Origin of the sequence: Amnibacterium kyonggiense (assembly GCF_004364555.1) — a bacterium.
GTDB lineage: Bacteria > Actinomycetota > Actinomycetes > Actinomycetales > Microbacteriaceae > Amnibacterium > Amnibacterium kyonggiense.
Genome location: NZ_SOAM01000004.1, coordinates 217,183 through 243,232 on the forward strand (window position 1 = coordinate 217,183; position 26,050 = coordinate 243,232).

A 26,050-nucleotide genomic window follows, 5' to 3' on the forward strand; every position below is an offset into this window, starting at 1 on the left:
TCCTGGTGCCCCTCGCGGATTCGCGCACTGGTCAGGTGCTGCTCACGCACCGGCAGCCCCGACGACACCTCCGGCGGGCTCAACACGCCCTGGGCGTACGGGCCCGGTGACACGCGTGCGGGGGTCGGCTCGGTTAGCGTTCAGAGGGTCATGTCCTGGACCGCGGTGGCCCCTCCCGTCGCCGTGGTGCTCGCCGCCGTCTTCGTGCCCGGCTTGGCCCTCGCCGCGGCGGCCCGTCTGCGGGGCGTCGTCGCGCTCGGCGTCGCGGGCCCGCTCGGGTACGCGATCGTCGGCATCACCGGCGTCGTCGCCGGTGCGCTGCACGCGCCGTTCGGCTGGCCGGCGCTGCTGGTGGTGACGGCGGTGCTCGTCGTCCTCGCGGTCGCCGTGCGGGCCCTGCTCCGGGCCGTCGGCGCGCCGGTGCCGCCGTGGGACACGTGGCGGCCCGTCACCTGGGTGCCGGTGGTGCTCGGCGCGGTCGTTGCGACGACGGCGATCACGATCGTCGCGTTCGCCCACGTGCCGAGTCCGGACCGGATCACGCAGACCTACGACACGGTCTTCCACCTGAACGCGGCGGCGTCGATCGTCGAGACGGGCGACGCGTCGAGCCTCCACCTCTACCGGCTCACGCACCCGGGCAAGGACCTCGCCTTCTACCCGGCGGTCTGGCACAGCCTCACCGCGCTCGGCGCGGAGACCACGGGCGTCGACATCGCGGTGGCCGCCAACGCGACGTGGATCGCGACGGCCGGTTCGGTCTTCTCCCTCGGCGCCGCGTTCGTCAGCGCCGTCGTGTTCGGCCGCTCCGGGCTGCGCCGCGACGACGCGCCCGCCGCCCAGCGCACCGTCGTCGCCACGGTGGCCGCGGTGCTCGCGTCGACCTTCGTCGCCTTCCCCTACCTGCTGCTCGACTTCGGCACGCTCTACCCGAACGGGCTCGCGTACACGCTGCTGCCCGCCGGCGTCGCGATCGTCGCCGCCCTGCTGCCCTTCCCGGAGCGGGCGCCCTGGCGGCCGGAGTCGCCGCCGGTCCGCTGGCGGACGGGCGTCCTCCTGCTCGCGTGGGGGGGCGCCGCCGCGTTCGCCCACCCCCGCTCCGCGGTCGCGCTGCTCGTGCTCGCGACGCCGATGGTCGTGGCGTGGTTCGCCGCCCGCATGTCCGCCCTCGCGGCGACCGGCCAGCGCGGCCGCCGTCGCGCGCGGATCACCTGGGTCGTCGTCGTGCTCATCGCCGCGGCGCTCGTCGCGGTCGTCACGGTGGGGGTGCTGCACTACTACACCTCCGGCGGCCGGCCGATCTCGGACCACCTGAACGGCGGCCCGGCGCTCGCGCGCGAGTCGTTCCCCCAGGCGCTGCTGCAGGGGCTGCTCGCGACGTCGCTCGTGGCGCCGTCGCAGGCGGCCCTGCCCCCGTCGGTGCTGCTCGCGGTCGTCGCCTTCGTCGGGCTGATCGCGGCGCTGCTCCGCCCCGGCCTCCGTTGGGCCGTCGTCACGTACCTCGCGCTCGTGCTGCTGTACGGGTTCGCCGCGGGCAGCGACAGCGACCTCGCGAAGATCGCGACCGGGCTGTGGGACAAGGACAAGTTCCGCATCGTCGCGATCCTGCCGACCATCGGGGTGCCGCTCGCGGCGTGGACGATCACCGCGGGCGCGGCGGAGCTGACCGCGACGCTGCGCGGGCGGACCGCCCGCCGGCAGGACCCGCGGCCGCGGACCGTGGCGCTCGTCACGGCCGGGGTGACCGCGATCGTCGCCGTGACCGCATGGGCCGGGCCGGCCCTCGGCGGCGTGAGCTCGGCGATGGGCGAGGTCTTCGCGCTGCCCGACCACCAGAAGAAGGGCCTGCTGCTCGACGCGGACGAGGCGGCGCTGCTCGAACGCGTCGGCGAGTTCGTCCCGCAAGGCCAGGTGATCGTCGGGAACCCGTGGAACGGCTCCGCGCTCGCGTGGGCCCTCGGCGGCCGGCGCGTGCTGTTCCCGCACCTCGGCGGCTACTGGAACTACGACGGCCGGGTGATCCAGCGGCACCTCGACGACTTCGCGACCGACGATCGGGTCTGCCCCGCCGTGCGGGCGGAGCGGGTGCGCTGGGTGATCACCGATCCGGGTCGGCTCGCCGGCGACCGGAAGGCGGCGAGCCACTTCTCGTCGATCGACCGGGTCGTGACGAAGCCGGGCGGCGCGGTGCTCGTGGCCTCCTCGGGCTCGACGAAGCTCTGGCGTCTCACCGCCTGCTGGTAGCGCATCCGAGCTCGACGTGGGTCCGACACGCGCGGGGCGCTCGTCCGGCGAGGCGGGTCAGTAGTGGAAGGCCTGGACCAGCGTGATGAGCAGCTGCGTCGTCCTCGCGAGGATGAGGCCGGTCAGGTAGACGACCGCGACGAGCGCCCAGAACCGGTTCACGGTGAGGAGCCACTTCGCGCCCCGGTACGCCAGCGCGGTGATCAGCGGCACGCAGGCCGCGAGGATCGGCAGGTTCGGGAGGACGAACAGCGTCGAGCCCGAGCATCCCCACCAGATCGAGCAGAAGATCATCGTCAGCCCCGCGGCCCAGAGGCCGGGCGGGAGGCGCTGCAGCACGCGGAGCACCGCGGGGCCGTGCTCGCCGTGCTGCGGGATGGCGAAGTAGCGCACGACGCCCGTGATGGCCGCGGCGAAGAGGAACATCGCGAGGCTGAACGTCACGAGCCCGGGGAAGTGCCAGGACGCGAACAGCAGCTGCGTCTGGGCGAGCCAGGTCAGCATCGCGTGGGGCCGGAACTCGGCGGTGAACTCGGCCGCCCGCGCGGCCCACCCGTCGGGCCCGAGCATCGCGAGCCAGATGATCTGCATCCCCACCGCCGGCACCGCCCAGGCGGCGGCGAACGTCGCGGCCGCCTTCCCGCGCGCGAGCCGGTCCCCCGGCGTCGGCGACGTGAGGGCGATGCCGATCAGGAACGCGGGGAGCGCGAGCGCGGCGACGGCGAAGAACCCGCTGGCCGCGCCGACGAGGACGCCCGCGAGGACGCGGCGCCGCGGGAGCGCCACGAGCGCGAAGCCCGCGGCGAGCAGCGACGCGGCGATCCAGCCGCCCTCGGCGGTCGGCGGCCCGTACACGGGCTCGACGACGTCGGAGCGGAGGTCGAGCGCGAGGACGCCGAGCATCGCGCCGAAGCCGGCCCAGCGGCCCGCCGCCCGCCGCCCGAGCACGAACAGCGACCCGAGCAGCAGCGCGTGGAACGGGAGGACGAGCGCGCGCGCCACCTCCACGGGGAGACGCACGAGCTCGAGGCCGCGCGCCTCCGCCGCGGTCACGGGGGCGAGCACCGCGACGGCGACGAAGATCACGAGGTGAATCGCGAGCAGCAGCGAGACCGAGACGACGAAGAGCACGTCGATCGGGGTCGTGCGGCGCTCGGCGGTGACGAAGACGTCGGCCGCCCGCCGTCGCGTCACCGTGGTCACCCGCCCACGGTAACCGGACGGCCCCGCACGGGTGGCATCGCGCGCCGCCGGTTCAGTGCAGCGTCTCCTGGACGACCCGGTGGATGCGCGACCAGTCGGGCTCCGCCGGGTCGTAGTGCGGCTTGACGAACTCGACGTCCTTCGTCTTCTGCGAGCGCGACTGCACGGCGGCGCCGGCGATCACCCCGAGCAGCCCCTGCGGCAGGTCGGTCTGCACGGCGTTCGAGCCCGACTTCGCGATCTTGTCGAACCGGGTCAGGAGGGTGAGCGGGTTCATCTGGTGCAGCATCGCCTCCTCCAGCTGCCGCTGCCGCGCCATCCGGTCGTAGTCGCCGAGCCTGCTGCCGTAGCGGGACCGGGCGAACCAGAGCGCCTTGTTGCCGTCGAGGTGCCGCGTGCCCTTCTCGATCCAGACCTTCACGCCGGTCAGCTTCCCGTTCACGATGTGCCCGCCGACCGGCAGCCGCTCCTTCACGGTCACCGTCACGCCGCCCATGGCGTCGATGAGCGGCTCGAAGGACGTCATGTCGACGAGCACGTAGTACTGGATCGGGATGCCGAGGGCGCCCTCGACGGCCTCCCGCGTCGCCTCGATCCCCGCGCTCGAGTGGTCCTTCACCGCATCTGGGTAGAGCTTCTGCTCCTTCAGCTGCGCCTCCGTGTAGATGGAGTTCAGCTGGCAGACGTCGACGTTGCAGCGGCCGCCGGTGCCGTAGCCGTCCGGGTAGAGGCGCCGCATGGGCGAACCGTCGGAGAACGGGATGTGGTTCGTGTCGCGGGGGAGGCCGAAGCTGACCATGTCCCCGGTGAGCGCGTTCAGGCTGACCACGGAGATGCTGTCCGGCCGCAGCCCGGAGCGCCCGGGGCCCGCATCCCCGCCGAGCAGGAGGATGTTGTAGCGCCCGTCGGCCGGCGCCGCCATGCGGGTGCTCGCGAAGGTGGAGCCGATCGTCGAGCGCGCGACGCCCGCGGCCCACGCGCCCCAGCCCGCGCCGCCGACGCCGATCACGAGGGCGACGGCGAGCAGCCCGCCGAGCACCGCCCGCCCGACCGGGGCGACGCGGTGCAGCCGCAGCAGGCGGACGGTGTCGAGGGTGAGCAGCGCCCAGCCGATCCCCCACGCGACGACCGCCAGCTGGAGGAGCGTCAGCCCGACGGCGTTCGTCGGGATCGACAGCAGCACCTGCGGGAGGAGGAACCACAGCACGACGGCGACGAGCAGCACCGCCCAGCCGAGCAGCCAGAGCCCGAGCGCGACGCGGCCGATCCGCCTGCTGCCGGCGAGCGTCTGCGCGCTGCCGGGGATCAGCAGGTGCAGCGCGGTCAGCCAGCCCGCCCGCCGCGTCATGAGGCGGGCGTCCCCCGCCGCCGGGTCGCGCAGGACCGCGCCGTCCGGCACCGGCCGGGTCAGCCCCTCCGCGCTCCGCATCCCGGCAGGGTAGATGCCCTCCGCCGCTCCGGAGGGGATTCGGCGGCCGAGCGCCGATCTTCCTTCAGCGACGGATCAGGAACCTGCGGCCCGCACGAGGCGCCGGATCGCGGCGTAGTCGGGCTTCGACGGATTCACCGTCGGCGGCGTCAGCCGGATCTCCCGCACCGCCTGCGTCTGCGTCCTGAGGCCGAGGACGGCGAGGTCCGTCACGGTGTCCTGCGGGATGTCGGTGCGGAGCGCGCCGGAGGACGCGGCGGCGACCGTGCGGAACTGGAGCAGGGCGTTCGCGGGGTTCGCCTGGGTGAGCAGTGCCCGCTCGACGCGCAGCACTCGTTCGACCTGGTCCGCGCCGTTCCCGCCGACCGCCTCCCGCAGGTACGCGACCGCTCGCGCGCCGTTCAGCCTCGTCGGTCCCGCGGGGAACGCGACGGACGCACCGGAGGCGGGGACGTCGACGCGCACGCCGCCGAGGGCGTCGATGAGGGCGCCGAGCGAGGTCGTGTCGACCTGCACCGTGTACACGACGTCGAGGCCGGTCGCGCCGCTGACGGCGTCCCGCATCGCCTCGACCGCCGCCGTCGTGCCGTGGGCCTTCGCGTCCGGGTACAGGGCGCCGCCGACGACGCGCGCCTCCGTGTAGACGTCCGCGAGCGTGCACGGCGCGGCGATGCACTCCTCGTACCCGCCCGGGTAGAGCCGGTGCATCGGCGAGGTGGCGGGGAAGGGGACGCCGCGCAGGGTCGTCGGCACGCCGATGATCGTGGCCGCGCCGCTCCTCGCGTCGATGCGTACGACCGAGACGCTCTTCGGCTCGAGCGCGCCGCCGCCGCGGGGCCGGTCCATGCCGAGCAGCAGGACGTCGTACTCCGTCGCGGTCTCGGCGGCGGCCGCCTGCGCCGGCGTCGCGGTCTGGAAGACGGAGACGAGCGCACCGCGGGCGACGCCGGCCGAGTAGGCGCCCCAGGCGGCGGCCCCGGCGCCGAGCACGGCGGCGACGACCAGGCCGCTCGCGACGAGGGGCCGCGACCAGGCCGTCAACCGGAGGAGGCGCGTGAGCCGCAGCACGTCGATCGTGACGGCGAGCCAGCCGACCGCGACGAGGAGGAGGCCGACCTGGATCACCGTGAGCCCGAGCGCGGAGGTCGCGATCGCGACGAGCACCTCCCGCTGCACGAGCCAGGTCAGCAGCGCCGCCAGCACGATCGCCCACAGCGCGATCCAGACGCCGACGACGACGCGTCCGCCGGCCCGGTTGCCGGCGACCATCTGCGCCGAGCCCGGCACGAGCAGGTGCATGCCGATCAACCGGCCGGCCCTGCGGGTCATCTCGGAGGACGACCGGTGGCGCGTGTGACGGAGCGGTCCGTCGGCGGGCAGCAGCGCCCGGTCCGCATGGCGACCGGTGCTGCTCACCCGGCCGCCCCGAGCGCGGCGTCCTTCGCGGCGACCTGCCGCTCGAGGTCCTGCGCGTAGTCGGCGAGCGCGGCCGCCAGACGCGGGTCGCTCGCGCCGAGGATGCGCACGGCGAGGAGGCCCGCGTTCGCCGCGTTCCCGATCGCGACGGTCGCGACGGGGACGCCGGTGGGCATCTGCACGATAGAGAGGAGCGAGTCGAGCCCGTCGAGCGTCTTCAGGACCACCGGCACGCCGATGACCGGGAGCGTCGTGGCCGCGGCGAGCATGCCGGGGAGGTGCGCGGCGCCGCCGGCGCCGGCGATCACGACCCGGATACCGCGGCCTGCGGCGGCCTGACCCCAGTCGAGCATCGCCCTCGGCGTGCGGTGGGCGGAGAGCACCCGCGCCTCGTACGGCACCCCGAAGCGGTCGAGCATCTCGGCCGCCGCGCGCATCGTCGGCCAGTCGGAGTCGCTGCCCATCGCGATGCCCACGACCGGCGTCTCCGAGTTCCCCACGCGACGATCGTATGGGCGCCGTCGGACCTCCGGCCCGGGCCGCGGCAGGGCTCGCGGCGGGTCGTGCACGAACCGCCGGAGGACCGCCGAGTGCTTCCGCTCCGCGGAACTCCCGCCGTCAGTCGGCGAAGAAGGCCGCGGCGGCGCGCGCCACGAACACGGCGTCGTCGAGGTCGTCCGATGTCGCCGTCACGTGGCCGATCTTGCGGCCCGGTCGCGTCGTCTTCCCGTAGAGGTGCAGCTTCGCGGTCGGCTGGTCCGCCATCAGCAGCGGGACGCGGGCGTCGAGGTCGCCGTCCGCGGGTCCGCCGAGCACGTTCACCATCGCGCTGAACGGCGCGCGGGCCGCCGGGCTGCCGAGCGGCAGGTCGAGCACGGCGCGGAGGTGCTGCTCGAACTGGCTGGTCATCGCCCCGTCGATGGTCCAGTGCCCGGAGTTGTGCGGGCGCATGGCGAGCTCGTTCACGAGCACCCGCCCGTCGACGGTCTCGAAGAGCTCGACCGCGAGCACGCCGGTGACGTCGAGGGAGGCCGCGAGGCCGTGGGCGATCTCGCGCGCGACCCGCTCCACGACGGCGGTCGTGCGCGGCGCGGGTGCGAAGACCTCCCGGCACACGCCGTCGCCCTGCACGGTCTCGACGAGCGGCCACACGGCGATCTCGCCCGACGGGCGACGCGCGACCAGCTGCGCGAGCTCCCGCCGGAAGTCGATGAGCTCCTCGGCGAGCAGCGGCCCGTCGGCCAGCCAGTCGTCGGCGTCGTGCGCGGCCGCGACGACGCGGACGCCGTGCCCGTCGTACCCGCCGCGCGGGGTCTTCACGACGGCGCGGCCGCCGACCCGGTCGAGGAACGCGGCGAGCTCGTCGGCGTCCGCGACCCGGGCCCACGCCGGCTGCGGGACGCCGAGGGCCTGCAGCCGCTCGCGGAGCACGAGCTTGTCCTGCGCGTGCTGCAGCGCGTCCGGGCCGGGACGCACGGCGACGCCGGCGTCGACGAGGGCCCGGAGGACCTCCTGCGGCACGTGCTCGTGGTCGAACGTGACGACGTCGACCTCCCGGGCGAACGCGAGCACGGTGTCGAGGTCCGTGGAGTCGCCGATGGTCGTGACCGCGATGCGCGCCGCGGACTCCTCCGTCTCCCCCAGCACCGCGATGTCGACCCCGAGCTCGATCGCTGCGGGCACCATCATCCGGGCGAGCTGTCCCCCGCCGATCACTCCGACGCGCACGTGTGCCACTCCTTCGTTCAGACTGCTTCCAGGTCCTCTTGCCGATCGTCCGGCGGGCGGCGACCGCGGACGCGGGAGTCGTGTCCTATTGTGCGGCGACGTCCGGATCCACAGCGATTCGCCTCCGGGCCCGAGAGAGGAGGAGCGGATCGTGCGAGCCGTCCTCGATCGTCCCGTCGTCCGGCAGCTCTGGAAGTTCGCCCTCGTCGGCGGCGTCGGCTTCGTGGTCGACACGGTCTCGTTCACGCTGCTGCGTCTGACGCCCGCGTTCGAGCACAGCCCGCTGAAGGCCGGCATCATCTCGGCCGCTCTCGCGATCGCCGCGAACTGGCTCGGGAACCGGTACTGGACGTTCGGTCCGCACCGCAGCCGCCGCGGCCTGATGGAGGCGGTCGAGTTCTTCGGCGTCAGCCTGCTCGGCACGCTCGTCGCGCTCGGGTGCCTCGCGTTCTCGCACTACGTGCTCGGCCTCGTCACCGTGCTCGAGGACAACATCTCGAAGAACGTCGTCGGCCTGGTCCTCGGGTCCGCGATCCGCTTCGTGCTGTACCGCTCGTGGGTCTACCACCCGGGCCGCAAGCACCGCGCCGTGGTCTCCGCTGAGGAGCCCGCTGCGGTCGAGTGACCGCGGCGCCGCACCGTCCATCGGACGGGGGGGGTCAGGCGCCGGGGCCGCGCTCGATGAGGTCGGCGATCGCGCGGTGCACGAGCTTCGCGCGGGGCACGTCGCGGAGGAGCATCGTGCCCTCCGATCCGGCGTGCACGATCACGTCGCCGCTGCCGGTCAGCAGCTGCAGCGGCTTCCTCCGCAGCACGGCGTCGGAGGCTCGCGCGAGGACGAACTCGGTGCGCTCGCGGACGAGGAACCCCCGCGTCACGATCAGCCTGCGGCTGGTGATGACCGTCACGCGGTTCAGCCAGAAGATCAGCGGCAGCAGCGACAGGACCACCATGAGCCCGGCGGCGACGATCGGCATCGCCGTGTTCAGCCAGGGCGGGTCCAGCCGACCCCACAGGTAGCCCGTACCGCCGCAGAGCGCGATGAAGAAGATCGCGGGCCAGACGAGGTGCCGACCGCTGCGCCGCAGGCGCACGATCACCAGCTCCGGCGCCTCCCTGGGCGGCGGGGTCGACGTGGGCCGACGCTCCGTGCGCACGCGCGTAGCACCTCCGACCCCCACTGACACGCCCTATTCATAGCGCAGGTGCTCGACATCCCCGCTGGCGCACGCCGTGAAGCCGAGGACCGGGCCGCGATCGACCACGATCCGGCCGTCGAGGTCGACGTCCACGGCCTCGCCGACCACGGGGTCGCCGCCCGTCGACACCCGCACGCGGCGGCCGACGGTGTCGCTGATCGCGAGCACCGCGGCGCGCAGCCCGCTCGCCTCCGGGTCGCCGCCGGCGGCCTCGAACGCGCCCGTCAGGGCGAGCAGCCGCTCGAGGTAGGCGGCGACGAGCAGGTCGGCGTCGGTGGGGCCGCCCTCGAGGACCAGGGACGTGGCCGTCGGCACGGGCAGGTCGTCCCGCGACAGCGCGTGGTTCAGCCCGGCGCCGATCACGACGCCGGCGCCGGACGGGAGCGCCTCCGCGAGCACGCCGCAGACCTTCCGCCCGTCGATCAGCACGTCGTTCGGCCACTTCGCGCGGGCCGCGACCCCGAGGCCGGCCAGCGCCTGCGCCATCGCCGCGCCCGCCGCGAGCGAGAGCCAGGCGAGGCGCTCCACCGGGACGCGGGGCCGCAGGAGCACGGAGACCGCGAGGGAGGCGCCCGCCGGCGCGGACCAGGAGCGGCCGAGCCGCCCGCGGCCGGCGGTCTGGTGGTCGGTCGCGAGGACCGACGGCGACGGCCACGCCTCCGGGGCCGCGACGGCGGCCCGCACCAGGTCGGTGTTCGTGGAACCGGCCTCCGGCACCACCTCCAGACGGGCGACGAGCGCCGAGGATCGCGGCAGTTCCATGTCGGAAGGCTACAAAGGGGCGATCGGACCCCGGCGTTAGGCTCGGGAGCCGTGACGGACACCCCCGGCCCCGTGGCGACGACCACCGCCGAACGACTCGCGGATCTCAAGGAGCGGTACCACGAGGCGGTCACCGCCAGCGGTGCCGCCGCGATCGAGAAGCAGCACGCGAAGGGCAAGAAGACCGCCCGCGAGCGCATCGAGCAGCTGCTCGACCACGGCACGTTCGTCGAGCTCGACGAGTTCGTGCGGCACCGCACGACCGCCTTCGGGATGGACGCGAAGCGCCCCTACGGCGACGCCGTCGTCACCGGCATCGGCGAGATCCACGGCCGCCAGGTCGCGGTGTACAGCCAGGACTTCACCATCTTCGGCGGCTCCCTCGGCGAGGTCGCCGGCGAGAAGATCCTGAAGGTGATGGCGCACGCCCTGAAGACGGGCGTGCCGATCATCGGCATCCTCGACTCGGGCGGTGCGCGCATCCAGGAGGGCGTGGTCGCCCTCGGCAAGTACGGCGAGATCTTCCGACAGAACACCGCCGCCTCCGGGGTCATCCCGCAGATCTCGATCGTGATGGGGCCGGCCGCCGGCGGGGCGGTCTACTCCCCCGCGCTCACCGACTTCGTGATCATGGTCGACAAGACCAGCCAGATGTTCGTCACCGGTCCGGACGTGATCAAGACGGTCACGGGCGAGGACGTCGCGATGGAGGAGCTGGGCGGCGCGCTGACGCACAACACCCGCTCCGGCGTCGCGCACTACCTCGCGTCCGACGAGGACGACGCGCTCGACTACGCCCGCACCCTGCTCGGCTACCTGCCGGACAACAACCTCTCCGACCCGCCGGTCTACGCCTCGACCGCCGCGATCGAGGTCACGGACGACGACCGGCGGCTGAACACGGTCATCCCGGACAGCCCGAACCAGCCGTACGACGTGCACGAGGTCATCGAGACGATCGTCGACGACGGCGAGTTCCTCGAGACGCAGCCGCTGTTCGCGCCGAACGTCGTCGTCGGCTTCGGCCGCGTCGAGGGCCGGTCCGTCGGCGTCGTCGCGAACCAGCCGTCGGCGATGGCCGGCACGCTGAACATCGACGCGGGCGAGAAGGCCGCGCGGTTCGTGCGGTTCTGCGACGCCTTCTCCATCCCGATCCTCACGCTCGTCGACGTGCCCGGATACCTGCCGGGCACCGACCAGGAGTGGACGGGCGTCATCCGCCGCGGCGCGAAGCTCCTCTACGCGTACGCCGAGGCGACCGTGCCGCTCGTCACGATCATCACCCGAAAGGCGTACGGCGGCGCGTACATCGTCATGGGCTCGAAGCAGCTCGGCGCGGACCTCAACTACGCCTGGCCGACCGCCGAGATCGCGGTGATGGGCGGCCAGGGCGCCGTCAACATCCTCTACCGCGGCGAGATCCGGAAGGCGGAGGCGGCCGGGGAGGACGTCGACGCGGTCCGCACCCGGCTCGCGAACGAGTACACGTACAACGTCGCGAGCCCGTTCCTCGCGGCGGAGCGCGGTGAGCTGGACGGCGTCATCGAGCCGGCCACCACCCGCATCACCGTCGTGAAGGCGCTCCGGGCGCTCGCCTCCAAGCGCGCCTCCCTGCCGCCCAAGAAGCACGGGAACATCCCGCTGTGACCGACCCCCTGCCGATCACGGTCGTCGCCGGCTCCCCCACCGACGAGGAGGCGGCGGCGATCGCCGCCCTGTTCAGCACGCTGCTGCTCGAGCAGGCGGTCTCGGCCGAGCCGCTGCCCCAGCCCGCCGCTCGGACCGCGTGGGACCGCTCGCGCAGGGCGCTCCGGACCCCGTGGCCGGTCGAGCGCGACTGGCGGAGTCGCTGATCAGCCGCGGATCGCCCGCGTCCTGACCCTCGAACGGGTGCAAGCGCGACCAGGAGTGAACAACCCGGTCCGAATTTGTACCCCGAAAGTCCCCCATCCTGCCGACTGTGCATCTGCTGGGAATCCTGCAGACTGGTCGCACCACACGGCGCCGACCCACGGCGCCGCAACCGGACCACTGCCCGAGTCGGGTAACTCGGGCGTCCGGCCGTGGGCGGGATATTTCGGGTTGTCCCGCCGACTCGGGGGTGCACAGGGGCCGGTCTGGGGAGACCGGCCCCTTTCCCTGTTTGCCTGGGGAGCGCCGGTCGCTGGTCCGCCGCTCAGCGGCTGGTCCGCCTGCCCGCGCGGGCGGAGGTGCCGCGGAGAGGCGGACTCGGGCTCGGGTCAGGCGGGCGCGGGCTGCGGGCGCGGGAGCTCGAGCCAGAGGTCGACCTCCTCGCCCTCGTCCTCCAGGCCGAGGGCGGCCGCGGTCTCGTCGATCGTGATGGCCACGACCGTCACGGACTTGTCGGAGCCCTTCGGAGCGGTCCGGATAATGATGCGGTCGGAGTGGACGTGCGCGAGCTTCGCCGCGACCTCGTCGAGGATCGGCTCCATCAGGCCGGGGTCGACGTCGTCCAGGCCGCCGTCGTCGAGCACCTGCACGAACGCGCCGCGCCGGCGGTGCGCGATGACCTGATCCCGGAGGGCCTCGTTCAGGAGGCGCCGACCGCGGATCTCGTCCCGGATCGTCTGCTCGAGCACGCGGCACTCGGCGCGCGCGGCGTCGTCGAGGTCGCCGTCGGTCTCCGCGATGTGGAGCAGCATCGGCAGCGCGACGCGGCTCGTCTGCGTGAGCCGCACCTGCCGCTCGAAGTGGTGCGCGTCCTGCGCGGCCTGCCACTCGACGGCCTCCCGCTCGGAGCGGGCGAACTGCTGGATGTCGCGCATCGCGTGCGAGAGCGAGCGGACGCCGAAGTACGCGGCCGCGACCCAGAGCGCCATCGGCGCCGCACCCACCGCGACGACGCCCGCGGGACCGGCCCAGACGAGCGTCTGCGCGACGACCAGGCCGACGCCGATCCACGCGTGCGCGGGCCGCCGCCGGAGCATCGTGAGCACGAGCAGGCAGCCGGCGGCGCCGATGTACCAGTGCGCGTTCCCCTGGACGCCGGGACCGGACATGCTGCTCGCGCAGAGCAGGGCCATGGCGAACGAGGTGCCCGCGTTCAGCCCGGACACGAGCGGGGACATCGCGGACCTGCGGCCCAGCAGCGTCAGGACGAACGCGACGGCGAAGAGCGCGAGCGCGATGACGACGCGCTCGGGGTGCAGGGACGAGGGCAGCGAGAGGACGCCTGCGCAGATCGTGCACGCCGCGACGACGCTCGCGAGGAGCGCGATCAGCGGGCGGGGCATGGGGATCACGCCAGCACCGCCTCGCCGTCGGCGGGCGCCTGCGCGGGCGCGGAGGCACCGGCGGGCCATGACAGCACGAAGGTGGTCCCCTCCCCCAGCGCGGTCCGGAGGTCGACGGCGCCGCTCACGCGGCTCATGCGCTCGATGATCGAGACGCGCAGGCCGAGTCGCTCGGAAGCCACCTTCGCGGGGTCGAAGCCGCGCCCCTCGTCCTCGACGTGGACGCACACCGCGCCCTGACCGGTCCCCTTGACGAGCACGGAGCGCCGCACCTCGGGCCCACCGGCGTGCTTCACGCTGTTCGTCATCGCCTGCACCGCCGCGGACACGAGGGCGTCGGCGACGTTCTCGGGCACGACGTCGGCGTCGACGTCCTGCGTCGAGAAGGTGAACGCGTCGCCGATCGCCCCGGACTCCTCCCGGATCCGGTCGAGCAGATCGCCGAGCGGGACCTTCGGGCCGACGGAGGACGCGACCGTCGCGCGGGAGAGCACGCCCATCGTGTGCTTCGCCATCCGCGCCGCGAGCCGCTGCGCCTCGGGCGTGTGCGCGCCGGCCGCGGACAGGAACGTGGTGAGGACGGAGTCGTGCACGAGGGCGTCGGTGCGGACGCGCTCGCTCTCCGTCGCCTCGTCGATCTGCGCGTCGGCGTAGCGGCTGAGCGCCGCCCCCTGGGCGGAGTCGACCTGCTTCGCGGCCCGGCGGACGGCGACGACGATGAGCAGCAGGCTGATCCCCACTTCGAACACCGCGGCACCGTCGAGCAGCGCCGACCCGAGCGTCGCCGCCCCGCCCGAGGCGGTCAGGCGGAGGCCGACGGTCGAGACGGAGACGAGGAGCACGTACACCGCCGCGACCGCCCAGCGGGACGCCACGACGACGAGCGCGCACGGCACGCCGGCGAGGGCGAAGAGCCACGGCTTCGTGTCGCCGACGTAGGTGTGGCCGATCGTGGCGGGCCAGAGCGCGAGCGCGCCGAAGTACACGAGCCCGACGCCGCCGAACACGGCGCGCGTCCACTGGTGGAGCAGCGCAGCGAGCGCGGCGACGACGATCGAGCCGTAGACGGCGACCGCGAGCATGAGCGTCAGCCCCGGACGGAGGTCCGGCCAGTCCGCGACGAGCGCCGGGATCGTCGTCGCCGCGAACAGCAGGCCGAAGAGGCTGGCCATGCCCGCCAGCAGCATCTCGATGCGCCGCGAGCCGATCGGCGCGAGCCCCATGCGGGCCGCGAGGTCGCGGCCGCGGCCGTCAGTCGTCATGGAGGGAGGCGTCGGGGTCGAGGCCCGGCAGGATGCCGTCCTCGACCGCGCGCCGGAGCAGGTCGACCTTGGTCGGCGCGGGACGACCGACCTCGACGTACTTGACCCGGATCCGGTCGAGGTACTCGCGGACCGTCGACGGGGCGATGCCGAGCTGCTCGGCGACCATCCGCAGGGGCAGCCCCGACGCGTAGAGGTTGAGGACGTCGCGCTCACGCCGGCCGAGCTGCGCCTTCGCGAAGTCGGTGTCCGCGTCGATGGCGGTCGCCCACTCGAGGTTGTTCAGCACCGCACCGGACGCAACCGTGCGGATCGCCGCCATCACGACCGCGGTGGCGGCGGACTTCGGGATGACCCCGGCCGCACCCGCGGCGAGCGCCTCACGCACGCCGGCCGCGCGGTCGGCGATCGAGTGGATGAGCACCCCGGCGCCGGTCGCCTGGCACGCCTTCACGTTGTCGGTGATGGAGACGCCGTCGCCGAGCGACAGGTCGAGCACGACGACGTCGATCTCACGGCCGCCCAGGCGGGACAGGAGGTCGGCGACGTTCGCCCCCTCCTCCACGAACTGGTACCCCTCCCGCATGCACGCCGCGAGGAGACCGAGGCGGACCGACTCGTGATCGTCGACGACCGCGACGCGGACGACATCGGTGGCACTCTCAGCCTGCGCGATCGACACGACCGGGCTCCTCTCCGTCAGCGACCCGTCCCGGGCGGGACGGCGCGAGTGTATGTGCGGTGGCGCGGACCGAAGCGGCGCGCACGCCGGGGTCCCCGACCCCCAGAACGGGGTGGCTCACGCGAGCACCGGCCGCTCGAGCTCGAGCCACAGGTCGACCTGCTCCTCGTCGTCGTCGACACCGAGGGCGGCCGCGACCGGGTCGGTCGACATCGCGACGACGGTCACAGCCGTGTCGGAGTCGCGCGGCGCCGTCCGGATGATGATGCGGTCGGACGAGAGTCCCTCCAGGGCCGCCGCGATCTGCGCGAGCATCGGCTCGAGCACCGCCGCGGGGATGTCGTCGATGCCGCCGTCGTCGTTGACCTGCACGAGCGCGCCGCGTCGGCGGTGCGCGACGACCTGCTCGCGCACCGCGTCGTTGAGCAGGCGGCGTCCGCGGATCTCGTCGCGGATCGTCTGCTCCAGCACGCGGCACTCGAAGCGGTCGGCGTCCGTGAGGCCGTCCTTCGCGGCCGCGATGCGGTGGAGCATCGACGACGCGAGCCGGGCCGTGGTCGCGAGGCGCACCTGGCGCTCCGCGTGGTACGCGTCCTGAGCGGCCTCCCACTCGAGCGCCTCCCGCTCCGCCTCGGAGAAGGAGGAGAGGTGGTGCTCGGTGCGGGCGACGGCCCACCCGCCGGCGGCCATGACCGCGATGATCAGGGTCGCGGCGACGACGCCGAACCCGTTCAGCGCGTCGAATCCGCCCCACGCGTACGTGTGGACGAGCAGGCCGCCCATGAGGATCCAGGCCGCGCTCGCGCGGCGACGCCACAGGAGGACGACGACGAGGCAGGCGACGCCGCTCACGTACCATGCGCCGCTGCTGTAGCTGTCGTGCACGGGGTCGAGTCCGACGCTGCCGAGCACCGGGAGCAGGAGCCCGGAGGCGACGATCACGATCGTCGCCGGCAGCGAGGCGCGCCCGATCCGGACGATGGAGACCCCGAACGCGAGCCCGAAGAAGCCGAGCGCGATGAGGTTCGTGAGCGGCGAGCGGGCGGTCGCGATCCAGATGACCGCGAACGCGGCGGTGTAGGCCGCGATGGCGGAGGCGAGGCCCGCGGAGAACCAGCGGGGGACGACGATCACGCCGACACCTCCGCGCGCTCGGGGCGGATCGCGGTGCCGGAGACGACGACGGAGCCCCAGCTGAGCACGACCGCGGTGCCGCCCGCGCTCCCCGCGCGGACGTCGGCGCGGCCGTCGACGCTGCGCATGAGCTCGGCGGCGTCGCGGAGGAGCGCCGCGCGCTCGTGCCCCGCTTCGGCGGGGTCGAACGCCGCGCCGTCGTCCTCGAGGACGATGCGGATGCCGTCCGGGCCGAGCTCGCTCATCCGGATCGTGCGGGACGTCGCCTCGTCCGTGTGCAGCGAACCGGCCGTGACCGCGAGCAGGAGCGCGTCGACGAGCGCCTCCCCCGCCTCGACGGGGAGCACGAGGTCGTGGAGGCTGCCGAGGTCCTGGACGTCCCACCCGGGCAGCACGCCCGCGAACCGGTCGGCGGCGTCGCCGAGGACCTTGCCGAACGGCACCGCCGGTCCGGTGTCGCCGGCGCGGCTCACGTGCGCGAGGACGCGGAGGGCGTTCGCCGCCATGCGGCGGGCGAGCTCCTCCGCCTCCGGGTCGCGGGCGGCGGCGGCCGCGAGGAAGGTCGTGAGCACGGAGTCGTGCACGAGGGCGTCGGTGCGGACGCGCTCGTGCTCCGTCGCGTCGTCGAGCCGGGAGCGGCCGTAGCCCGCGAGCGCCGTCTGCTGGGCCAGGTCGGCGCGCTCGACGCCGCGGCGGACGGCGGCGATGAGGATGACGAGGACCGTCGACACGGCGATGCCGAAGAGGCCGTTCGCGACGGCGTCGGCGATCCCGAGCCCGCCGCGGAGGACGAGGACCGTCGCGATGGCGGCCGAGAGGAGCATCGCGGCCCAGATCGGGGCGGCCGCCCGGCGGAACGCGACGGCGAGGTAGGCCGCGACGACCGGGAGGAGCGCGATGAACCACGGCATCGGCGCGTCCGGGACGGGACCGCTGATCGAGAACGGCCAGACGGCGGCGGCCGCGCAGAACAGGATGGAGGCGCCGAGGAACAGGCTCCGCGCGCGCGACGGCACGAGCCCCGCGACGGTGCCGAGCAGCACCGATCCGGCGACGAGCGCCACGGCGGCGCCGCCGACGGGGCCGGCCATGGTCGGCCAGTCCGCGACGAGGCCGTCGAGGGTCTGGAGCGCGTAGAGCAGCCCGAACGCCGCGACGATGACGCCGAGGTACTTCTGGAACCGCAGAGCGCCCACGCGGTGGGCCGACACCCCGCGGAGGTCAGTCGTCATGGAGGGGCGCGTCGGGGTCGAGGCCCGGCAGGATGCCGTCCTCGACCGCGCGCCGGAGCAGGTCGACCTTGGTCGGCGCGGGACGACCGACCTCGACGTACTTGACCCGGATCCGGTCGAGGTACTCGCGGACCGTCGACGGGGCGATGCCGAGCTGCTCGGCGACCATCCGCAGGGGCAGCCCCGACGCGTAGAGGTTGAGGACGTCGCGCTCACGCCGGCCGAGCTGCGCCTTCGCGAAGTCGGTGTCCGCGTCGATGGCGGTCGCCCACTCGAGGTTGTTCAGCACCGCACCGGACGCAACCGTGCGGATCGCCGCCATCACGACCGCGGTGGCGGCGGACTTCGGGATGACCCCGGCCGCACCCGCGGCGAGCGCCTCACGCACGCCGGCCGCGCGGTCGGCGATCGAGTGGATGAGCACCCCGGCGCCGGTCGCCTGGCACGCCTTCACGTTGTCGGTGATGGAGACGCCGTCGCCGAGCGACAGGTCGAGCACGACGACGTCGATCTCACGGCCGCCCAGGCGGGACAGGAGGTCGGCGACGTTCGCCCCCTCCTCCACGAACTGGTACCCCTCCCGCATGCACGCCGCGAGGAGACCGAGGCGGACCGACTCGTGATCGTCGACGACCGCGACGCGCACCACATCGGTGGTGCTCTCGACTGCCTGCGCGATGGACACGGTGGATGCTCCTGGGATCTCGGATCGGTCCATCCACGGTAGGAGCGGCACCCGCCCCGCGTCCCGCCCCTGATCGGGGCTGTGTGGTCCCCAGTTGTGGTGCCTGCGGAATCCGCACGACGGGCCGGCCGCCCCTCCCCGCCGGTCGAGGTGCGAGCGAAGCGAGCCTCGAGACCACAGCAGCGCAGTGATCTGGCCGGAGCGGAGGGCTCAGGCGTCGGGGACGAGGCGGGCGACGGCCTCGAGGTGGTGCGTGTTCGGGAACAGGTCGAACGCGGCCAGCGACGCCGCGCGCCAGCCGCGGTCCGCGAACGTGCCGAGGTCCCGGGCGAGGGCGACCGGGTCGCACGCGACGTAGACGATCTGCGCGGGGCGGCTGGCCGCGATCGCGTCGACGACCTCCGCGCCGGCGCCGGAGCGCGGCGGGTCGAGAAGCACGGTCGCGCCGGGTCGCCGCGTCCGCTCCGCCTCGAGGAAGGCGTCGACGCGCGCCTCGACGGCCCGCGCGCGCGGGAGGTCCGCGAGGTTCGCGCGCGCGTGGCCGCTCGCCGCGCGGTCCGACTCGACGGTGGTCACGCGCACGTCCCGCCCGCCCGCGAGCGCCGCGGCGAGCAGGCCGACGCCGCCGTACAGGTCGAGGTTGTCCGCGTCCGGGTCGAGCAGCGCCGGGTCGACCGCGGCGCGCACCGCGTCCGTGAGCACCTGGGGGGCGGCCGGGTGCACCTGCCAGAACCCGAGCGCCTCGAGCCGGAACGTCCGATCGCCGACGCGCTCCTCGATCACCGGACGGCGGTCCCGCGGGCCGGCCGCGAACGCGTCCCCACCCGCGGCCACGAGGTCGAGCTCGCGGCCACGGGCGCGCTCGGGCAGCAGGCGCTCGAGCGGCTCGACCGCGAGCGGCAGGTCGCGCACCGGGATCACCCGCTTCGACCGGGCCGCGTAGGGCCCGACGCGACCGCCGCGGTCCACGTGCAGCCGGACGCGGGTGCGCGACCGGGTGCCGTCGGGTCGCCCGGGCACCGCGGCGACCTCGGGCGCGAGCGCGTCGACCTCCGACGCCGGCAGACGGCCGATGCGGCCGAGCGCGTCGCGGAGGACCTCCCCCTTCAGCGCCCGCTGCCGCGCGGGTGCGATGTGCCCGAACTCCGCCCCGCCGGCGCGCTGCTCGGGCGCCCGGTCGACGGACGCGGCGGCCCACACGTGCGGCACGCGGTCCGGGGACGGGTCGAGCACGCGGACCGTCTCCGCGCGCCAGAAGCGGTCGTGCCGGTCGTCCGTGACGCGGGCGAGCACGCGTTCGCCCGGGATCGCGTCGGCGACGAACACGACTCGGCCGCGGTGCTCGGCGACGGCGACGCCGCCGTGCGCGATCCGCAGCACGTCCAGCTCGAGGTCCGTCACCCCACCAGCCTGGCCCATCCGCTCGTGCGGCGGCGCACGCGGGAGCGCCGCAGAACCGGAAGGCTGGAGGGATGCGGCTCATCCTCGCGTCCACCTCCCCCGCCCGTCTCGCGCTGCTCCGCGCCGCCGGGATCGAGCCCGAGACCGTGCCGCCCGGCGTCGACGAGGAGGCCGCGGTCGCCGCCGCCGAGCTGCAGCGGGGCGCGCCGCTCGAGCCGGAGGACCTCGTGCAGCTGCTCGCGCGCCTGAAGGCGGAGGCCGTGGCGGAGGTCGTCGGCACGACGGACGCGCTGATCCTCGGCGGCGACTCGGCCTTCGCCTTCGACGGCACGACCTTCGGCAAGCCGCACGAGCCCGCCATCGCGACCGCGCGCTGGCACGCCCAGCGCGGCGGCACCGGCGTGCTCCACTCCGGCCACCACCTCGTCGACGCCCGCACGGGCGAGGGGTTCGGCGAGACCGCGCGCGCCTCCGTCCGGTTCGCTCCCGACCTCGATGACGAGGAGATCACCGCTTACGTCGCGAGCGGCGAGCCGCTGTCCGTCGCCGGCGCGTTCACGATCGACGGGCTCGCAGGCCCCTTCATCGAGCACGTCGACGGCGACCCCTCGACGGTCGTCGGCCTGTCGCTCAGCACGCTCCGCCGCCTGGTCCGCCGCACGGGGACGTCCTGGCCGTCGCTCTGGAACCGGCCGCCGTCGGCATGAGCTGGTGCGATCGGCACACGGATCGAGGCGGAGGTTTGTAGAGGGTCACCAAAGGGCTTCGGGCGCCTGCGAATACAGTAAGGATCCATGCCCTCCCCAGAGTCGCGTCGGATCACCAAGCTGCTCGTCGCGAACCGGGGCGAGATCGCCGTCCGGATCATCCGCGCGGCGCGCGACGCGGGCATCGCCTCGGTCGCGGTCTACGCCGATCAGGACCGCGACGCGCGGCACGTCCGCCTGGCCGACGAGGCGTACGCCCTCGGCGGCGCCACCTCGGCGGAGACGTACCTCGTCATCGACAAGCTGCTGTCGGTCGCGCGCCGCAGCGGCGCGGACGCCGTCCACCCCGGTTACGGCTTCCTCGCCGAGAACAGCGCCTTCGCGCAGGGCGTCATCGACGCCGGGCTGATCTGGATCGGCCCCTCCCCCGACGCGATCGAGGCGCTCGGCGACAAGGTCACCGCCCGCCACGTCGCGGAGTCGGTCGGCGCCCCGCTCGCCCCCGGCACGCTGAACCCGGTCGCGGATGCCGACGAGGTGGTCGCGTTCGCGCAGGAGGTCGGCCTCCCGATCGCCATCAAGGCCGCGTTCGGCGGCGGCGGCCGGGGCCTCAAGGTCGCGCGCACGATGGAGGAGATCCCGGAGCTGTTCGACTCCGCCACCCGCGAGGCGGTCGCCGCCTTCGGCCGCGGCGAGTGCTTCGTCGAGAAGTACCTCGACAAGCCCCGCCACGTGGAGACGCAGTGCCTCGCGGACGCGTTCGGGAACGTCGTCGTCGTGTCGACGCGCGACTGCTCCCTCCAGCGCCGCCACCAGAAGCTCGTCGAGGAGGCGCCTGCGCCGTTCGTCACCGACGAGCAGCGCGAGCTCCTCTACCGCTCGTCGAAGGCGATCCTCAAGCAGGTCGGGTACGTCGGCGCGGGCACGTGCGAGTTCCTCATCGGCTCGGACGGCACCGTCTCGTTCCTCGAGGTGAACACGCGGCTCCAGGTGGAGCATCCGGTGTCGGAGGAGGTCACGGGCCTCGATCTCGTGCGCGAGCAGTTCCGCATCGCCGAGGGCCAGGCCATCGGCTACGACGACCCCGAGCCGCGCGGGCACTCCTTCGAGTTCCGCATCAACGGCGAGGACCCGGGCCGGAACTTCCTCCCCTCCCCCGGACCGGTCAAGTCGTTCCGGGTCCCCGGCGGCCCCGGCGTCCGCGTGGATTCCGGCGTGACGACGGGGGACGTCGTCTCCGGCGCGTTCGACTCGCTGCTCGCGAAGCTCATCGTGACGGGCTCCGACCGCGCGGACGCGCTCGAGCGGTCGCGTCGCGCGCTCGCGGAGTTCGAGGTCGCGGGCCTCCCCACCGTCATCCCGTTCCACCGCGCCGTCGTGCGCGACCCCGCGTTCACCGCGGAGGGCGGCCGGTTCGGCGTCTACACGAGCTGGATCGAGACCGAGTTCGAGAACGAGATCGAGCCGTGGAGCGGCTCGCTCGGCGACCAGGACCCGACCGGGCCCGCGCCCGACGAGCGCCAGACGGTCACCGTCGAGGTGAACGGGAAGCGCATCGAGGTGTCGCTGCCGACCGCCCTGGCGAGGCCGCAGTCCGCGACCTCCGCGCCGCCGCCCCCTCGCCGCCGGACCGCGGCCGGCCACGCCAGCACGACCTCCGGCAACGCGGTGAAGGCTCCGATGCAGGCGACCGTCGTCAAGGTCGCGGTGACGGAGGGCCAGCGCGTCGTGGCCGGCGACCTCGTCGCCGTGCTCGAGGCGATGAAGATGGAGCAGCCCCTGACCGCGCACCGCGACGGGGTCGTGGGCCGGGTCGCCGCGACCGTCGGGACCACGGTGTCCTCCGGAACGGTCCTGCTCGAGATCCTCGACGAGGCCGCCGTCCCCGCCTGATCCCCTTTCACGGATCAGGACGGATTCGCGACACGCCGCTGCCACGCCCCGGCGGCACGGCGTGTCGCCCATTCCGTCCTGATCCGCGCAACGTGCGCAGAAGGGCCCGGCGCCTGGGCGGCGCCGGGCCCCTCCGGCTGCGGACTACTTCAGCGCCGGGGCGCGGGTCGCGAGCGCGAGCGTCCCGTCCTTCGCGCTGCCCCAGGCGTAGACGATCGCGTTCGTCCCGGCCGCCACGGGCAGCGTCGCGCTGAGCACGGTCGTGTTCGGCGACGCGGCCAGCTGCACCTTCACGTCGTAGGTGCCCGCGTAGAGCACGCCCTTCGCTTGGTGCGGGTTCTTCAGGTACGGCACCGCGACGAAGCCGTTCACGACGACGCGGACGGGCGGCGCCGCCGCGACGTGCCGCACGGTCAGACGGGCCTGGTCCTTCCCGACCGGGCGCAGGTCGTTCGTGTACTTCGTGAGGGTCGGCTTGCCCTTCGCGGTCAGGTGCGCGATCAGCGAGTAGCTCGCGCCCGACTTCAGCGAGACGTGCGCGGCCAGGATCGGGTGCTTCGGGCTCGTCGCGGTCGCCTTCGTCACCCGGACGAGGTAGCGGCCCTGCTTCAGCGAGAGCGACGGGGAGAAGGTGCCGGGCTGGAAGTCGTCCAGCACGCGCTTCGAGCCGACGTAGACGTCCACGGGGGTCTTCGGGATGCCGTGGAAGACGCCCACCGTCGCGGGGGCCTTGCCGTAGTGGGCGGGCTTCGCCTCGGCGGGGACCGCCAGGCCGAGGGCGGCGACCAGGCCGATGACGGCTCCGGCCACGAGTGTGCGTCGCATGGGACTCCTTCGTCTCTCTGACGTGGGCGGGGGATCGCGCCCACGGGAGCACCGTCCCGCATCCCGCCCGCAGCGCGCGGGACTCATACGACCTCAGCAGCCTGTTCAGGTCCAGTGCAGGTTCGGGGGGCGCGGTCGTCGATCTCAGCGGAGGCGCTCCAGCGGCTCCCAGAGCGCGTCGAGCGCGACACCGAGGGGCAGCGGTGGTACCGCCGGGCGCTCCTCGCCCTCCCGACGGCCGTTGAGGCGCCGCAGCGCGCCGACCTGCTTCTCGAGAGCGCCGATCCCCCGCTCCGGCGGACCGGCGACGAGGTCCTTCAGACGACGACCGACCTCGGCTGCGCGTTCGAGCACGGCGGCCTCCGGCGGCGCCGTGCGGCGCAGGACCCGCGCGATCCAGGCCTGCGCTCGGTGCGTCGTCGTCAGCTCCTCGAGCCGCGCGAGCGCCGCGCACACCGGCCCGAGCGGCGCCGCCTCCTCCGCGCGGATGGCGCCGAGCACCACCTGTGTCGCTGCGAGGAGGTCCGCGACGCGCCGCCGCAGCACGTCCCGCGACCGGACCGGCAGGACGAACCACGACGAGGCCGCCGCGATCAGCCCGCCGACGATCACGGCGAGGAGGCGCGGCAGCAGATCGGCCGGCGAACCCCGCCCGAGCACGTCGTAGAGCAGCGCCAGCGACGCCGTGACCCCGGCCGCCCACCAGACGTACGAGCGGGACCGCAAGGCGGAGGCGGACACGAGGACGAGCAGGATCAGGGCCACCCGGACCGGGTCCGGCAGCGGAACCGCTGCCGCCGCCATCCCGGCCGCGGTCCCGCCGAGCGCACCGCCGAGCCGCTCGACGGCCGTGAGCGCCGCGTGCCCCCGCCCGCGGGCACCGATCTGCACCACGTACGCCGTGATGACGACCCAAGCCCAGTGCCGGCCGAAGAGCAGGAATCCGACGGCGAACGCGGCGAGCAGCGCGAGGAGGATCTGCAGGGCCTGCCGCGTCGGCGCGTCGAGTCGCCCGGCCGAGCGGGGCCGGCCGGGAGGAGCAGGCGCCTCCACCGCCTCCGTCCGCACGCGCAGGGCGGTGAGCGCGAGCGCCGTGAGCGCCTGCCCGGCGATCGCGACCAGCGGCACGGCGAGCGCGGCCCCCGGACCGGCCGCGATCGCGGGAGCCGGCACGACGAGCACCGAGACGAAGGGCGCCGCCGCGAGCCGGCCGATGCGCCGCCCGCGCGGTCCCAGTCGCCGGGCGAGCACGGACGCGGCCACCGCGACGGCCAGCAGCACCGCGCCGAGCGGCGGCAGCGCGACGAGCACCCGCCCGAACAGGACGGCGACGACGATGAGCAGGGCGACGACGGGCAGCTCGGCGAACCGCCGCGCGGGGCGGAGCCCCGACATCGACCGGGCGGCGAGGATCACGTTCGCGACCCCGGTCACCGCGATCGCCGCGGGCAGGCCGGCGAGCGCGGCGACGAGCAGTGCCAGCCCGAGCGTCGCCGCGGCGGCGAGCCCGACGGCGACCGAGCTGCGGATCGGCACGGGTCAGGCGACGATGTGCATCGCCCGCGCGGCGTCGGTGATGGCGCCGGAGAGGCTCGGGTAGACGCTGAACGCGCGCGCCAGCTGGTCGACGGTCAGCCGGTGCTCGACCGCGAGGGCGATCGGGAGGATGAGCTCGCTCGCCCGCGGCGACGCGATCACGCCGCCGATGACCGTCCCGGATCCCGTGCGGGCGAACAGCTTCACGAAGCCGTCCTTCATGCTCAGCATCTTCGCCCGGGGGTTCGTGTCGAGCGGCAGCTTGTAGATCTCGCCCTGCGCGATGCCGTCCTCGATCTGCTTCTGCGTCCAGCCGACGGACGCGATCTCCGGCGCCGTGAAGATGTTGCTCGTGACGTTGCGCAGCTCCGTGGGCACGACGGCGTCGCCGAGCGCGTGGAAGACCGCCGTGCGGCCCTGCTGGGAGGCGACGGAGGCCAGCGGCAGGAAGGTCGTGCAGTCCCCGACCGCGTAGACCGACGGGCGCGACGTCGAGGCGACGCGGTTGACGCGGATGTGGCCGGACGGGTCGAGCTGCACGCCCGCCTCCTCCAGCCCCAGTCCGTTCGTGTTCGGCACGGAGCCGACGGCCATCAGGCAGTGGCTGCCGCGGATCTCCCTGCCGTCCGCGAGGGTCACGACGACCCCGTCGCCCTCCCGCTCCACCCTCGTGGCGCGGCTCTGCGACATGAGGTGCATGCCGCCGCGGGTGAAGACGGTCTCGAGGAGGTTCGCCGCATCCGCGTCCTCCCCCGGCAGCACCCGGTCGCGGCTCGAGATGAGCGTGACCTCGCTGCCCATCTGCATGTACGCGGAGGCGAACTCGGCGCCGGTGACGCCGGAGCCGACCACGATGATGTGCTCGGGTACCTCGTCGAGCTCGTAGAGCTGCGTCCAGGTGAGGATCCGCTCCCCGTCCGGCATCGCCGTCGGCAGCTTCCGCGGACTCGCCCCGACGGCGATCACCGTCGTGTCGGCCTCGAACTCGTCGAAGTCGTGCGCGGTCCTCCCCCGCCCCGTGGAGACGACGACCCGGCCCGGGCCGTCGAGCCGCCCCTCACCGATCACGACCTTCACGCCCGCGTGCTCGAGGCTCTCCCGCATGTCCTCCGACTGCTGGCTCGCGAGGCCCTTCAGCCGCCGGTTCACGGCGCGGAGGTCGACGGAGACGTCCGGCGTGTGGTGGCGGCCGGCGTCGTCGGGCACCGAGAAGCGCACCCCGAGCCGGGCGATGCGCTGGATCGCGCCCATGGAGTTCGCGGTGGCGATGAGCGTCTTCGACGGCACGACGTCCGTGAGCACGGCGGATCCACCGACGCCGGAGCGCTCGACGAGCGTCACCTCCGCGCCGAGCTGCGCGCCTGCGAGCGCCGCTTCGTAGCCGCCGGGCCCTCCGCCGACGACGACGACCCGGTGGTTGCGCTCGAACTCGTAGCTCACGCACGCCATTGTGGCCGC

General features: G+C 74.1%; 23 protein-coding genes. 6 read left to right on the forward strand and 17 right to left on the reverse strand.

From position 1 onward, the window contains the following. Nucleotides 1-150 precede the first annotated feature (150 nt). On the forward strand, nucleotides 151-2,244 hold the full coding sequence (locus CLV52_RS17265) for a DUF6541 family protein (protein WP_133767642.1): 2,094 nt from the start codon (nucleotides 151-153) through the stop codon (nucleotides 2,242-2,244). Between the two features lie 57 nt (nucleotides 2,245-2,301). Here the strand turns inward: CLV52_RS17265 and CLV52_RS17270 are convergent, their stop codons facing one another. The 5 genes from CLV52_RS17270 to CLV52_RS17290 all read right to left on the reverse strand — a co-directional run bounded on the left by CLV52_RS17270 (nucleotide 2,302) and on the right by CLV52_RS17290 (nucleotide 8,020). After that, nucleotides 2,302-3,447: a hypothetical protein gene (locus CLV52_RS17270; RefSeq protein ID WP_133767643.1), complete on the reverse strand. Its 1,146-nt coding sequence runs from the start codon at nucleotides 3,445-3,447 to the stop codon at nucleotides 2,302-2,304. Nucleotides 3,448-3,499: 52 nt separating this feature from the next. Continuing rightward, on the reverse strand, nucleotides 3,500-4,876 hold the full coding sequence (locus CLV52_RS17275) for an LCP family protein (RefSeq protein ID WP_133767644.1): 1,377 nt from the start codon (nucleotides 4,874-4,876) through the stop codon (nucleotides 3,500-3,502). Nucleotides 4,877-4,951: 75 nt separating this feature from the next. After that, the gene (locus CLV52_RS17280; RefSeq protein ID WP_133767645.1) at nucleotides 4,952-6,292 is read right to left on the reverse strand and encodes an LCP family protein; all 1,341 of its coding nucleotides are present in this window, start codon (nucleotides 6,290-6,292) and stop codon (nucleotides 4,952-4,954) included. Continuing rightward, nucleotides 6,289-6,756, reverse strand: a complete 468-nt coding sequence (purE, locus tag CLV52_RS17285; RefSeq protein ID WP_133767755.1) for a 5-(carboxyamino)imidazole ribonucleotide mutase — start codon at nucleotides 6,754-6,756, stop codon at nucleotides 6,289-6,291. Before purE ends, CLV52_RS17280 begins: the two co-directional genes overlap by 4 nt. 154 nt (nucleotides 6,757-6,910) lie before the next feature. Then, nucleotides 6,911-8,020 carry a 5-(carboxyamino)imidazole ribonucleotide synthase gene (locus CLV52_RS17290; protein WP_170224944.1) on the reverse strand — a complete coding sequence of 370 codons (1,110 nt, stop codon included), beginning with the start codon at nucleotides 8,018-8,020 and terminating at the stop codon, nucleotides 6,911-6,913. Nucleotides 8,021-8,171: 151 nt separating this feature from the next. On the opposite strand from CLV52_RS17290, the gene CLV52_RS17295 reads away from it, so the two are divergent. Then, entirely contained in the window at nucleotides 8,172-8,645 is a 474-nt protein-coding gene (locus tag CLV52_RS17295) for a GtrA family protein (RefSeq protein ID WP_246018200.1), read from the forward strand. Nucleotides 8,646-8,679: 34 nt separating this feature from the next. Here the strand turns inward: CLV52_RS17295 and CLV52_RS17300 are convergent, their stop codons facing one another. Continuing rightward, entirely contained in the window at nucleotides 8,680-9,177 is a 498-nt protein-coding gene (locus CLV52_RS17300; protein WP_133767646.1) for a PH domain-containing protein, read from the reverse strand. A 33-nt stretch (nucleotides 9,178-9,210) separates the two neighbouring features. Then, complete coding sequence (locus CLV52_RS17305; RefSeq protein WP_133767647.1) at nucleotides 9,211-9,981, reverse strand: biotin--[acetyl-CoA-carboxylase] ligase; 771 nt, start codon at nucleotides 9,979-9,981, stop codon at nucleotides 9,211-9,213. A gap of 51 nt (nucleotides 9,982-10,032) precedes the next feature. On the opposite strand from CLV52_RS17305, the gene CLV52_RS17310 reads away from it, so the two are divergent. Both CLV52_RS17310 and CLV52_RS17315 read left to right on the forward strand, forming a co-directional pair. Next, a complete protein-coding gene (locus tag CLV52_RS17310) occupies nucleotides 10,033-11,628 on the forward strand; it encodes an acyl-CoA carboxylase subunit beta (RefSeq protein WP_133767648.1) in 1,596 nt (531 codons plus the stop codon). Beyond that, a complete protein-coding gene (locus CLV52_RS17315; RefSeq protein WP_133767649.1) occupies nucleotides 11,625-11,834 on the forward strand; it encodes an acyl-CoA carboxylase epsilon subunit in 210 nt (69 codons plus the stop codon). The genes CLV52_RS17310 and CLV52_RS17315 overlap by 4 nt, the downstream gene beginning before the upstream one ends. Nucleotides 11,835-12,221: 387 nt before the next feature. Here the strand turns inward: CLV52_RS17315 and CLV52_RS17320 are convergent, their stop codons facing one another. From CLV52_RS17320 to CLV52_RS17350, 7 genes are all read right to left on the reverse strand, one after another. Next, nucleotides 12,222-13,235 (reverse strand): hypothetical protein, encoded by a 1,014-nt coding sequence (locus CLV52_RS17320; RefSeq protein ID WP_133767650.1) that lies wholly within the window; start codon nucleotides 13,233-13,235, stop codon nucleotides 12,222-12,224. Nucleotides 13,236-13,240: 5 nt separating this feature from the next. After that, the gene (locus CLV52_RS17325; protein ID WP_133767651.1) at nucleotides 13,241-14,497 is read right to left on the reverse strand and encodes a sensor histidine kinase; all 1,257 of its coding nucleotides are present in this window, start codon (nucleotides 14,495-14,497) and stop codon (nucleotides 13,241-13,243) included. Beyond that, complete coding sequence (locus CLV52_RS17330; protein ID WP_211342745.1) at nucleotides 14,487-15,179, reverse strand: response regulator transcription factor; 693 nt, start codon at nucleotides 15,177-15,179, stop codon at nucleotides 14,487-14,489. The genes CLV52_RS17325 and CLV52_RS17330 overlap by 11 nt, the downstream gene beginning before the upstream one ends. A 117-nt stretch (nucleotides 15,180-15,296) precedes the next feature. Continuing rightward, nucleotides 15,297-16,313 (reverse strand): hypothetical protein, encoded by a 1,017-nt coding sequence (locus CLV52_RS17335; protein WP_133767653.1) that lies wholly within the window; start codon nucleotides 16,311-16,313, stop codon nucleotides 15,297-15,299. Then, complete coding sequence (locus tag CLV52_RS17340) at nucleotides 16,310-17,545, reverse strand: sensor histidine kinase (RefSeq protein ID WP_133767654.1); 1,236 nt, start codon at nucleotides 17,543-17,545, stop codon at nucleotides 16,310-16,312. The genes CLV52_RS17335 and CLV52_RS17340 overlap by 4 nt, the downstream gene beginning before the upstream one ends. After that, nucleotides 17,535-18,194 carry a response regulator transcription factor gene (locus CLV52_RS17345; RefSeq protein ID WP_246018212.1) on the reverse strand — a complete coding sequence of 220 codons (660 nt, stop codon included), beginning with the start codon at nucleotides 18,192-18,194 and terminating at the stop codon, nucleotides 17,535-17,537. Before CLV52_RS17345 ends, CLV52_RS17340 begins: the two co-directional genes overlap by 11 nt. 246 nt (nucleotides 18,195-18,440) lie before the next feature. Beyond that, a complete protein-coding gene (locus CLV52_RS17350; RefSeq protein ID WP_133767656.1) occupies nucleotides 18,441-19,649 on the reverse strand; it encodes a class I SAM-dependent RNA methyltransferase in 1,209 nt (402 codons plus the stop codon). Nucleotides 19,650-19,702: 53 nt separating this feature from the next. On the opposite strand from CLV52_RS17350, the gene CLV52_RS17355 reads away from it, so the two are divergent. Both CLV52_RS17355 and CLV52_RS17360 read left to right on the forward strand, forming a co-directional pair. Next, nucleotides 19,703-20,338, forward strand: coding sequence for a Maf family protein (locus CLV52_RS17355; RefSeq protein ID WP_133767657.1), 636 nt, complete (start codon nucleotides 19,703-19,705; stop codon nucleotides 20,336-20,338). Nucleotides 20,339-20,425: 87 nt separating this feature from the next. Next, complete coding sequence (locus CLV52_RS17360) at nucleotides 20,426-22,231, forward strand: acetyl/propionyl/methylcrotonyl-CoA carboxylase subunit alpha (RefSeq protein ID WP_133767658.1); 1,806 nt, start codon at nucleotides 20,426-20,428, stop codon at nucleotides 22,229-22,231. Between the two features lie 144 nt (nucleotides 22,232-22,375). Here CLV52_RS17360 and CLV52_RS17365 read toward each other — a convergent pair whose 3' ends face one another. From CLV52_RS17365 to CLV52_RS17375, 3 genes are all read right to left on the reverse strand, one after another. Further along, entirely contained in the window at nucleotides 22,376-23,056 is a 681-nt protein-coding gene (locus tag CLV52_RS17365) for a DUF4397 domain-containing protein (protein WP_162850929.1), read from the reverse strand. Nucleotides 23,057-23,200: 144 nt separating this feature from the next. After that, a complete protein-coding gene (locus CLV52_RS17370; RefSeq protein WP_133767660.1) occupies nucleotides 23,201-24,592 on the reverse strand; it encodes an FUSC family protein in 1,392 nt (463 codons plus the stop codon). A 3-nt stretch (nucleotides 24,593-24,595) separates the two neighbouring features. Beyond that, entirely contained in the window at nucleotides 24,596-26,032 is a 1,437-nt protein-coding gene (locus CLV52_RS17375) for an NAD(P)H-quinone dehydrogenase (RefSeq protein WP_133767661.1), read from the reverse strand. Nucleotides 26,033-26,050: the final 18 nt, after the last annotated feature.